At 56.4% G+C, this 12,160-nt stretch carries 2 protein-coding genes and 1 pseudogene; all 3 read right to left on the bottom strand.

What is annotated here, in order from left to right; translation table 11 throughout:
- Positions 1 to 35: 35 nt before the first annotated feature.
- Entirely contained in the window at positions 36 to 5,414 is a 5,379-nt protein-coding gene (gene shdA / locus K8W53_RS06215; protein ID WP_072203967.1) for a fibronectin-binding autotransporter adhesin ShdA, read from the bottom strand.
- A 658-nt stretch (positions 5,415 to 6,072) separates the two neighbouring features.
- A pseudogene (locus K8W53_RS06210) lies at positions 6,073 to 6,291 on the bottom strand (hypothetical protein); the annotation flags it as partial.
- Positions 6,292 to 6,449: 158 nt separating this feature from the next.
- Positions 6,450 to 12,047, bottom strand: coding sequence for a DUF823/DUF824 repeat adhesin RatA (ratA, locus tag K8W53_RS06205; protein WP_072106062.1), 5,598 nt, complete (start codon positions 12,045 to 12,047; stop codon positions 6,450 to 6,452).
- Positions 12,048 to 12,160 lie beyond the last annotated feature (113 nt).

Below are 12,160 nucleotides of genomic sequence, written 5' to 3'. Positions count from 1 at the left end.
ACCGGGCAGGGAATACCCGCCCGGTTTTGTCTAACTTACCAGTTATAGCGCAGATTGAGGCTACCGTTCAGATCGCCAAAATCATTGCTGCCAGTCTGCCCGGCAACCTGAGCGCGAACGCTCCACTGCTTATCGATATCTGCCTGCAGACCCACTTTCAGCTCCGCACGGTTAGCCGGAAGATCCTGTTTCACCGTAGCATCATCAAACGATACCGACACATCATCGCTGGTGTGCAGCCAGTTAGCTTCAGCAAACGGCTGGATAACCGTACGGCTGCCTTTGTACAGCTTGCCGTCAACACGCAGACCCAGGCGCGTTGTCCAACTGTCGCCATCCTGACCATCGATCCGGGTGCCGTAGTTATCCTTCACGCTATCCGCTGAGTAATTCTGCCAGACAACCTGCGCCTGCGGCGTCAGACTGACAGTATTGCCGTTGCTAAGCGCAATATCGTAGCGATAACCGGTTTCCAGCGAGACGGCGTTAGCGGTTGAATCATAAGATTCAGATCCCGCATCACCGCTCTCTACGCTGTTGTTGTAGAAACCATATTGGTACCAGCTGTCGACATACGCGCCGCTATGCGTTTGGGCATCGGCAAACCAGGTGGCATAGACACCGAGGTTGTAGCCGTCTACGTTGGCGCTACTGGTGAACTGGCTACCGTCCGCGCCACGGTTACCGGTGCTGTCGGTATCGGCGTTGATGTAGCTCGCCATGACGCCAACGGTAACGCTCTGCTGGCCGTTCCCCCAGGCCAGAATGTCGCCGCCTAGCTGGAACTGGGAGTAGTTGCTGTCCATATCGATATTGCCGCTGACAGCCTCGGATTCCACTTTACCCGCTTTGAAGCGCGCCCATACGCTGCCATCGGCATTACGATACTGGCTGCCCTCGCGGTCATAGAGGGTCTGCATTTGCAGGTTGCGCGCCATCCACTGGTTGCCCATGTACGCGCCGATATCCGCACGGTACTGCGGTGCGACATCGCCGCCATCGTCCGGAGGCGTGACATTACCGCCGTCATCCGGAGGCGTGACATTACCGCCATCGTCGCCGTCATCCGAAGGCGTGACATCACTGTCATCGTCTGGAGGCGTGACATCGCCGCCGCTGTCGTCATCATCAGACTGTGCTTTTGACGCCAGATACCAGTCGTTGTCACTTTCATTCCAGTACAGACGGTAGGTATACAGACTGGCGTTAACTTCATTTTTTAACACAAACGCATCGCTGGTCGATACGCCGCCAACATCCACCACTTCGATACCGTTAGTGGTCTGTGCTCCATCGCCGATGCCGTTGATGTACAGATCGGTGGTGCCGGAGGCATCGCCGGTAATGACTAACTTATCGGTCGCCGAATCATCGTCGCCCAGGACGGTATTCAGGTAAAGCGAGCCGCCGTTGCCGGTGTAATTGCCATCAACATAAAGCGTATTGCCAGGCGTGCTGGAGCTGCTACCGCTGGTCATTGTCCCCATGTTGATCAGATCGCCATTGAGGGTGAAGATAGCGCCTGTCTCCTCGCTGTCGCCAAAGACCAGCGTCCCTTCATTGGTCACCTTACCGTTAACGGTCGTACCGTTGCTGCCGCCGAAGGTCGCCCCGGAGGCAACGTTTACTGCCTGCTGGCTGCCCATTTCGCCAATCGTACCGTCCCCGGACAGCCACAGCGTGCCTTCCTGTACGTTGGTATCGCCGCTATAGGTGTTCGCGCCGCTCAGCGTCAGTTTACCCGCGCCCAGTTTGGTCAACGTTTTACCATCCCAGTCGCCGTTGCCGGTTTTATCGCCCAGTACGCTGGTGACTTCAAAACTGTCGCCTGCGCCCAGGGTAAACGAGCCGTGTGCTGGCGTCGCTGATGTGGCGGTCGCATTCCAGCTCAGCCCTTCGGTAAGCAGATATTCTGACGCATCTTCAGGATTGATTGTCCCGGTTACGGTCAGATAGTCCGGCTGGTCGGTGAGGTTCATCGTCAGGCTGGTAAAGTCGCCGCTGATATCGCTGTCCATATCCATCAGTTTAAAGGACTGGAACTCCGCGTCGGAGGCGCGCGCTTGCAGGCTGGCGTCGCTGACGACCAAATCGCCGCCAAGCGTGGCGCTGCCGCCGGTAATCAGCGGTTGCACTGAGTCACTATTCAGCTCAACGTTCAGCGTACTGCCATCTTGCTGAATTAACGCGCTGTCGCCGAGATCCAACGAGGTGCCAAGCGCCAGTTGGGTCGTCGCGCCGCTATGAGTGGTGATGCCGCCCACCGCGTTGACTTCACCGTCTGCGTCCAGCACCAGCGTGGCGTTATTGTCTACCAGACCGGTGCCCAGCGCCGTCGTACTGGCGGCGACCAGCGTACCTTCATTGATGGTGGTGCCGCCGCTGTAGTCGTTGTCGCCGGAGAGGATCAGCGTGCCTGCGCCTTCTTTGGTCAGCGATTTACCGTCCCATCTGCTACCCGCATCCAGCGTGTCATCAACGTCTGTCAGTGTAGCCGCAACGTTAAAGCTGCCGTCAGGGTCGCTCAGGGTAAAGGTGCCGTGGGCGTCGGTAGTGGCGTTGTCTCTGTCCGCATACCAGGAGAGGGAGGCCGTCAGGTCATAGTGGGTGTTGTCTGCTTCATCGACTTTTCCGTCGATAGTCAGGAAGTCAACATCTTCTCTATTCATTCCCGCGACGGTCAGATTGTCGAAATCACTCGTAATGGCGCTGTCGCTGTTAATCAGCGTGTAAGTGTATGCCTCAGGCGTCCAACTGTCTGTAACGCTGCCGATGCCGGTAACATTCAGCGTGCCGCCCAGCGTGACGCTGTCGGCGATAATGGCGCTTTCACCGTTGGCCTTACTGAGGTCAATATTCAGCGTACTATCGGCTTGCTGAGTCAGCGAGTCGACGTTGAGCGTCGTACCTTTGGCCAGCTCAGTCGTTGCTCCAGACTGGGTCGTGACATTCGCAAGGTTGAATTCGCCCTCCGCGTCCAGCTTCAGCGTACCCGCGTTATAGACATCACCGCCGCCCAGCGCGTTAACGTTGGCAGCAATCAGCACACCGTCGTCAATGGTGGTGCCACCGGAGTAACTGTTATCGCCGCTTAACGTCAGCTCGCCCGTACCGGTTTTCACCAGCGAGCCGCTGCCGGAAAGCGTATTTTCCAGCTCGCCCTCGCCGACCTGAAGCACGCCGCTGTTGTCGATATCGCCGCTGCCTAACGAATCCGCATGGTCAGCCGTCAGCGTACCGCCGGAAATAGTGGTGCCGCCGGAGTAATTGTTATCGCCGGTCACGATCAGCTCATCGCTACCGCTTTTGACAATTTGGCCCTCGCCGGTCACGTTGTTATCCAGCGTTCCCTGGCTCAGCGCAAGCTTTGCGTTTTCTGCAATCGTCACATCGCCAGTGCCGAGCGAGGCGGCGTCTTTGGCGGCCAGAATACCGCCGTCAATTTCAGTGTCGCCGTAGTCGTTGCCGGTGTTGCTGAGGATCAGCATGCCGTCGCCCTGTTTGGTTAGCTTGCTGCCACCCCAGTTGGAGTTAGCCGTGGTTTCGTCCAGTTCGCTGGTGACGGTAAAGGTACTGTCTGCATCAACGGTAAAAGTGCCATGCGCAGCGCGCGCAGAATTTGCGCCCGCGTACCAACTCAAGCCCGTAGACAACTCGTAGTTGGTATTATCATTCGCATCAACGCCCGCGTTGATCGTAAGGTAATCCGGCATAGCGGAGGTGTCGGCATCCAGCGTTACGCTGTCAAAATCGGTAGTGATCGCAGTTTGCGAATCAATCAGCGTGACCGATCCAAAGTGTTCGTCGGTTTCGGGCGCGACAAAGGTGGCCGTTGAGCTAAGGTTCAGCGTCCCGTCCAGCGTGACGTTGGCGGCTTTGATAATTGGCGAGCTGTTGGCGGTATCCAGCGTCGCGTTTATCTGGCTGCCGTCCTGCAAGGTCAGGGTATTATCCACCGTCAGCAGCGTACCTGTCGAACCGCTCGCGTTGCCCAGCGTAATGCCGCCGTTGTTGGTCAGGTTGCCGACGGTTGACGGGTCGGTCATGTTCCACTGGCTGGTTTCGTCGAGCGACAGCGTAGTAAACATCGCATCTACACTACCGGTTAACGTGGACCCCTGCTCCAGAGACAGCGCTGACGATGACGCGTCAGTCTGGACAATGTTGCCGGTCAGCGTCATGTTTTCGGCCTGAATAGTCGCTTTGCTTCCCAATTTGATCGCGGTCGGCGCCGTAAAGGTGCTGTTGGTGAGCTTAATGGGGTCGTTAATGGTCGTGCTACCATCAACGTTCAGTGCGACGGTTTTTGAGGTGATGTTTGCGTCGCTGACCGTCAGCGCGTTGAGATCCTCATACCCGTCAAGTTTTCTTTTGCTGGTGATAAAGATGCCATCGCTGTCGGCGTTAATGGTGACGTCGTTGATCCTGGCGTCCGACGCCAGAATATACACGCCCGTACCGGCAGAGGTAATGTTGCCGCCTGAAATATCCAGGGTGGTGGCGTTGTTGGCCCGCACCGCCGCGCCGCTGGCGTTGGTATGCGTTATGGTCGCGTTGGTGAGATTAAGATCGGCCTTATTGCTGCCCTGAATGGTGTCCTTCGTACCTGTAGAGCTGACCGAGCTATCAGACAGGTTCAGGGTGGAACCCGCATTTGCCGCGTCGGTACCGGCAACAACGTTTATCTGGCCTTGCGCCAGGGTGATTGTGCTACCGTCCAGCACGTTCAGCGTACTGCCTTGTTGCACCTGCGCGCTGCTGCTGTTAGCTGCCTCAACGATGGTGCCCTCCAGCGTTGCTTCTGAACCCGTATACAACGTCATTATGCCGTAATTGCCGTCAATCTTTAGCGAACTGTCCGTTAACGTCAGTTCGCTGCCATCCGCTGCGGAAATACCCAGAGAATAAATACTATCAGTGGTTATCTCCGTGTCGGTAAGATCAAGGATGGCGTAATGATCTATCGAAATGGCTTTGGAAACATACTTACCGCCATCCGGATTATTGGCTCCGCCCCCACTTGTTTTAATGACGAGCCCCGTCCCTGTGACCGTGGTGGGCTGCCAGCCGACGGTGGCGACCCCCGAGACATAGAGTGCCGCGCCATCCTCAACTCCCGAATAGGTCATCGGCGGCGTTGACGCATCCAGAACGTGGGGCTGCGCATCAGCATACGACACTTGATTGTCGGCCATAGCCAGCGGGCTGAAAAATCCGAGCGCCGCAGCCACGGCGCAAGCCAGCGCCGCGCGCGTTGCTTTTATTATTTGTCCATATTCGGACTTTTTATTTGGGGAATGGGTTTCACTCGCGCATACTTGCGCTTTAACTTTGCTGTGGCCTCGCGCCAGTTCTGAAGCCACAACATACATATTTCGCACGGCGCTCCAGACAATACTGTAGGTCCTGTTCAATTTTTAAATTTCCTTTTAATAACGTTCACGAAGCAAACTGGATTTTGATTGGCTGTAAATAGCTTTTAAATGGTGTATATAAATGAGATAAATAATAAATGATAAAAATATGGTTTTATGAATGATTGCAATCACCTGTAACAATATATTATCAAAGCCAAATTATTAACCAATTTCAAGGCCTATTTCAATATCAGGTCAACTTTTGATTAATTTATAATTGATATAAATATATCCATCTCTTTTATATATATTTATATTGTGAATATCATTTAATGATTTCATATATTGAGATAAATAGATGCGCGAGGCAAAAAGGGGTAATTATCATGCGACACCTGGCGTTATTTTAAATATACTCGTCATACTTCAAGTTGCATGTGCTGCGGCTGCGTTCCCTCACCCCAGTCACTTACTTTAGTAAGCTCCCAGGGATTCGCTCGCTTGCCGCCTTCCTGCAACTCGAATTATTTAGAGTATATAGGTAGCGCCAGACGCGTAATACGTTACTCCACACACGTCGCATAACCTGCTGTGCTTGCCGGCTTAATGGCGCAGTTTTGTTGCCTGGTATTCTCATCCACGCCGCAATACATGCCGCCGCTCGAGGTTGATTTAGATAAACAGGGATAGCCCTGCGTCGGCCAGCCTAACGAGCTACAGGATTCGCCGCATCAGAGCGCAACTGAACGCTACCCTGATATACCGGGATCGTTACACTGTCGGCCTGCGGCGGAGTGCCGTTAATAGCCGCAGTTTGCTCAGTGAGTTCCTGCCATGCGCCGCTGCTTCGCACGGCCTGGGCGAAGAAAGGCGTTAAACTGAGGGCGCATAGCAGCAACCAGGATAAAAAACCGACACACTTTTTCGATTTCACTGACGTACCTGAGAAAGGTCCATTTCGTTGCAGTTCATTCCATGAATACAAAAACGTAAAAATGCATCGCTACCGGAACAACGCCAGCCGCAAGGGATACCCAGGTTGGGCGACGCAATGCGTCACCCAACATTCAAAGGCGCTCCCGGCCCCATTCACTACGGCACCCGGCACGAGCCTAAGCCCGAGGTCGTCGATTTTTCACGATTACAGGTTGTCTGGCCGGTCGTTTCGTTAAATGAACAGTAGACCTTATTGCTTTGACCTTCATCTTGCGACACATAATCCCAGGACGATGTCGTCGGCCATTGCAACGTGCCGATAACGCTCTGCAACGCTTTCAGATCATCCAGCGAGGCCATATTTTCCTGCGATCCGCAAAGATGTGTCAGCGATGTTTCAACGTGCTCGGACTGATAATAATAGTTCGACGCCCAGTATTCGTTAGTCATCAACCAGGTATACTGGGGCATGGCAGAGAGCTCGGCTTTCAGATACGGGCGGCGCAGCGTAACGCCGTTCACCTGCACGGTATCCGGCATATGACCCCAGTATGACGCATACGGCGTATCCGGGCTGGTTTGTACCGTAAAGATTGCATCCACGCTCGCCGCCTCATCAAATTGATTCGCAAGCGCCGCCGTGACAGACGTTTTTAACCCCGACGATTTATCCTGAGTTAACGTAAACCGCAACTTACCGTCATCGCCAGTGAAGCCAGACCATTTTGTGCTGAGGCCATTCTGGTTATTAAACGCCACTGCCGTACCCGCAGGTGCAACCGGCGTCAGCATCATATTCGCTGGCGAAGTTGTAAACGGAACCGGCTCGCCAATCACGCCGGGATCAATGTATTGCTTATCCACCGCACCGCGCGAATAAGCGTATCCACGCGTCAACAGTACGGCCACCCCGGCCTGCGGCTGCCCGTCGTCGTTAGTCACCGTTACCGTCATCGGTATCGTTTCGCCTTTTTTCGCCACGGCCGCTGATTTATCGGCGTTCCATGCGTCGGAAGAGAGCGCGATATTCAGCCCGCTGCGCGATGTTGTCAGGCAGAGTTGTAAGTAGTAGTTACCCGGGTTTTCCGACATGCTGTAGTTTTTCCCCGTCTTGAGATCTTTATACTGCCAGTAAAGGGTTGAGCCTTTCAGCAGGCTATCGCCAGCCCACCACCGCTTCCCGACGGGCAATCCAATATCGGTCGCTACCTTGCCGCTTGGGTGATCGTTGTACAGCGCCGTGAAATCATCCATCGCAGCCATCTGGTTCATCGGGCACCCACCGTAATTACCGGTATTAAAATTATTCACCATGATCCAGTATTCATTGGTTTCGAAATAGGTATCCGTGTGCGCCTCCGATGAGGGCTCGCCTACCACCAGCGGGCGCTTAAACTCCGCACCGTTGCTGGCGGTGAAGGTCTCCGGCATATGGCCGTACATGTTGGCCTTGTCGCTGTCCGGGCTGGTGAGGACGGTGAACACCACCGGCAGCGATGAGGTCGCCGTCGGCGTATCGTACAGACTCGCGGTCAGCAGGTTTTTCAACCCTATGCCGCCGGGTTCGGCAAGTGTCAGAGTCAGCGTACCGTCCGCGCCGGTGGTGCCGGTCAGAGCCGATGTGGCATAGTAAAACTGTTGCTGCGCACCGGCGAGCGGCGTCACCGTCATGTTGGTGCCGTTAGTGGCTACAAATTTATTATAGTCAGTGTTGCGCGGCGTCCCGGCGTCGCGTTTAAGCGAAAAAGCCGTATAAGGCATCGGGTTGCCCATCGCATCGGTAGTGGTGATGAGCAACGGGATCGACTCGCTGTTTTTCGCCTTCACCGCCTGAATAGCGTCATCCATCGCCTGCGGGGAGGTGAGGGTGATCTGCGTGGCCTGCGGTATCGGCGTCCTGGCGCAAATTTGGTACTGCCAGACAGAGCTGGGCGAGCTGTTTTCTGACCGACGCGAACCATCAGCCAGATCGACTACGTAATAGAAGTCAAGTTTTGCCCCGCTGGAGAGTGACGTCGAGTTCGATCCGCTCCAGTAAGAATAGTAGACCGGCCAGCCCTGGACGGTATTTATCGTTCGGTTCGGGTATTTGCTGTAGAGCGAATCCAGCGCCTCAACGGCAGGGTAATAGCCCGCCGCGCAACGAGCCGAATTTGCCCCTGTATTGGCTGGCCCATGAAAAATCGCCCAGGTTTCGTTGGTTTCTTGCTTAGACGTAGTATTGTCCGTACTGGCCAGCTCAGCGTACAACAGCGGGCGCTGGTACACCGCGCCATCTGCCGCCGTCAGCGACGGCGCCATATGCCCCCACATGCGGGCGACGCTGGCATCCGGGCTGGTGACGACGGTAAAGATGGTGTCAATGCTGGCGCTCACGGCGGCATTTTCATACAGCGTCGCGTTAATCGCGGTGCGGGTGCCGTGGGTGTCCGGGCGGGTAACACTAATAATGCGGGTGCCGTCAGGGCCGGTCTGCGACCCCATTTTAGTGGTGGTCCAGGCCAGCGATTCGCCGTCGATCACCACGGGCGTCACGATGCCTTGCAGATCGTCACCGTCCTGAGCGGTATACTTTTCGCCCCGGCGATCGTAACCGTCGCCGCGGGTGAGCACAAACGGCGCTTCCGGGATCGGGTTGCCGCTGGCGTCCTTCACCGTCACCTTGAGCTGTAGGGTATCGCCCTTTTTCACTTTGACTGCATGCACGTCGCTGCCGTCGTACCACAGCGATGGATCGACCGGTTCAATGGTGATGGCGGCTGGTACCGGGTTGTCGCTGGCCAGGCAGCTGGTGTAAATCGAGACGTTGCTGTTGGCAAATTCACTGCCGTTCGCCAGCGCGATCAGTTTCCACGTGTTGGCGCTCTGGTAGGTGGACGACCAGTAGTTAAGATAGACTGGCCAGCCCTGAATGCCGTTAATTTTGCCGCCGCTGTTGGCGTTGTACAGCGCCTCAAGCTGGTCGATGCGCGGCAGGCGGTTCGCCGCGCAGCCGCCCGCATCCGGGTTGCTCGCCGCGTCGGTGTGGGCCACACGCATCCAGGTCTCATTGCTCTCGTCCTGGGTACGCAGCGGGTTACTCACTTCACCTGCCAGTTTGGGCCGCTCAAAGGTCCAGTCGCCCACGGTAATCGTGTCGGCCATATGGCCCCACATTTTGGCTTTTGCCGTATCCGGGCTGGTGGCGACGGTAAACTTCACGCTGCGGGAAATCGGCGTGCTGATTAATGAATCGACGGGCGTGATGTTTAACGGCGTCAGTAACCCCACGCCCTTGTTCTGGGTGAGGATAATGGTCGCATCGCCGTTGGCGTCGGTAACTCCCCGATAAACCTGCCCGGCAATATAGCCGACGCCGTCAAACTGCATCTCGCCGTTGCTGGTATCGGTAAAACCGGTCGTCAGCCCGTCGCGCCGCCTGCCGTTATCCATGGTGATGGTAAAGTCGGTATTGCCGATCGCCATGCCGTTAAGAGCGTTGCGCGAATGGATGTTGAGCTTAACCTGTTCACCCACTTTGGCGTCGGCGTTTTTGATCACCGGGTCGTCGTTGAAGTAGACGTCCAGCACCGCCACCATTTCATTGGCCGAGCAGGTCAGGTAGTTCGGCGTATCGGTAAATTTGCCACTATCGCCGTTTTCGAGGTTGACGTGTACCGTCCCGGAGGCGTCGCTGTCGGCGGCGATGAAATAATCTTCAGTCGGCCAGCCGTGTTCGCTTTCCATCTGCCCGCCCGCATGTTCGCTGTACAAATGCGCCAGCGACGACTGATCCGGCACCTGGCCGGTACCGCACTGCGCGGTGGCCGATGCCACGGAGTTAAATGTCGCCCACTGTTCGTTGTTTTCGTCGAACTGGCCGTCTTTATGGCTGGCCTCCACCGCCAGCAGCGGGCGTTTGTACAGGTTGCCCGCGTCCACCACGCCGCGCATATGGCCCCACATGTTGGCGCCGTCCACGTCCGGGCTGGTGACCACGGTGAAAATCACGCTAAAGGGCAGCTCGACGTTGCCGCCTTCGTCGTCCGGCATCACGATGCGGATAGGCGTTTCGACCCCCATACCGCTGTTGTGTTTTAACGTCAGATGCGCCTGGCCGTTAACGTCAGTCACGCCGGTATAGTGCTCCGGCGACGAGGCGCTCATGCCTTCGGAATCGACGGTGACCCGCTGGTTATCCCACGCGTCCTGATGCTCCCCTTTGCGGTTTGTCGCCGGGTCGATAAACAGCTCCATATAACGGTAAGGCAGCGGTTTTTGCGTGTCCCGGTCGACTACAGTCATCGTCAGATCGATCTCGTCCCCCACCTGCGCTTTATACGGCCCTTGTGGGGAGAGAGTAATCTGCGGGTGCGCCGCAGGCTGGGCTTTATCCACACAGCTGACCAGCAGCGTGTCGCTGTCGGCGGCCCTGGCAACCGACACGCTGTTCATATGTACGGCAGCGTGGTAGCCGCTCATCTGATCTTTGGTCGACGACCAGTATTCGGCATCGTCCGTCGCCGGCCAGCCGGTGTACGTTGCCAGCGTGCTGTGCTCATGTCGCATCTGCACCAGTTGTTCGGCGTCCGGCAGAATATTGCAATGGTTATCGGCGCCGTTCCAGTCGAACAGCGCCCAGGTTTCGTTGGTATCGACGACGCTTTTGTCAGCGCCGCTCGCTTCCGCCGCCAGCTTCGGGCGGGTGAAGGTGTAGGTTATACCGTTCAGCGTCGCGGTGGTGCTCTCCACCATATGGCCGTACATACTGGCCTTATCGCTGTCCGGACTGGTGATGGTGGTGAAAATGACGGCGGTTTCAGCCGTAAGCGCCGGGAAGTTGACCGAGCTGACAACCAGCGGCGTTTTGACGCCGGGGCCTTCCTTCTGGGTGACCACCACCGTGGCGTTGCCGTTGGCGTCAGTGACGCCGCGATATTCCGTTTGGGTGGTCGTAAGTTCGGTATCGCCAACGCGAACCGGGTTGGCATTGTTGACCACACCCTGGCGGTTTTCCGCATCTTTACGGCGGATGACAAACGGCGCGTTGCCTTCGGGCGTGCCGTCGCACGCTTTGGTGGTGATGGTGAGGGTGATGCTCTCCCCTACCTTCACTTTTGATGCCTCAAAAGCCGAATCAACGTGATCGCCGCTGACCGTAACCGGCGTGTCAGTGGCCGGTTTAATGTTGAGCGTCACTTTCGGGCTTAACAGCGGAATGGTCGCATAATTCGGCACCCCGGTATTCGTAAAGAGCCACAGCGCGGGAACGTTGGTTTCATCTTCCACCTGCGCCCAGGCCACCAACTGTCGCCCGGCGAGGTTTTGGGCGCAAAAGGTCAGGTTCGGAACCGGCTGCGGCGAGAGCGGCGTGTCGGGCGTGGCGGCATCGGCCCATACCAGCCCCATGGCGGGCGGCTGGCGGTTTTCCCAGGCGATGGTGGGCGGATCGCTAAAGAGATCACCTTCGGTATCGGTGGAATTGACCGCCTGCATCGAGGTTGAGGTAGCATCCGCGCTAAAATCGCGCGGCATGGCGCTGAATTCAATATCGTGGGTTTTGGTAGGGTCAAGCAGCGTACTGCCCTGATACAGGGGAATAATCGCGCCGTCGGCCAGCGGCGCGGTGCCGTTAACCGCGCCGGTCGTCGAGTTCAGCTCTTGCCAGGTTCCGCCCTTCAATAGCGCCTGCGCAGGCGCGATCGACGCTGCAAACATGACCAGTAATGTCAGTAAGAAATGTACAACTTTATTCACTTGCCGATTCCTGTCCATGAGCGATAGCCACCCGTTTTCATTCTCTGTCGTAATTCAACCCACTTTGCTTAGCGCGCAGCTAAGCAAAGTGCGCGGAAAATACCACTCCCCGCGGGGAGTGGTATGTTGAG

The sequence above is a fragment of the Salmonella sp. A29-2 genome, from assembly GCF_020150755.1.
Taxonomy (GTDB): Bacteria; Pseudomonadota; Gammaproteobacteria; order Enterobacterales; family Enterobacteriaceae; genus Salmonella; species Salmonella enterica.
Note: the sequence above shows the minus strand (reverse complement) of the source record. Positions and strands in the feature narration are given on the sequence as shown.

What these genes read in the sequence shown, in the direction of transcription:
- ratA (WP_072106062.1), bottom strand. Translation starts at nt 12,047, where the DNA reads ATGGACAGGAATCGGCAAGTGAATAAAGTTGTACATTTCTTACTGACA.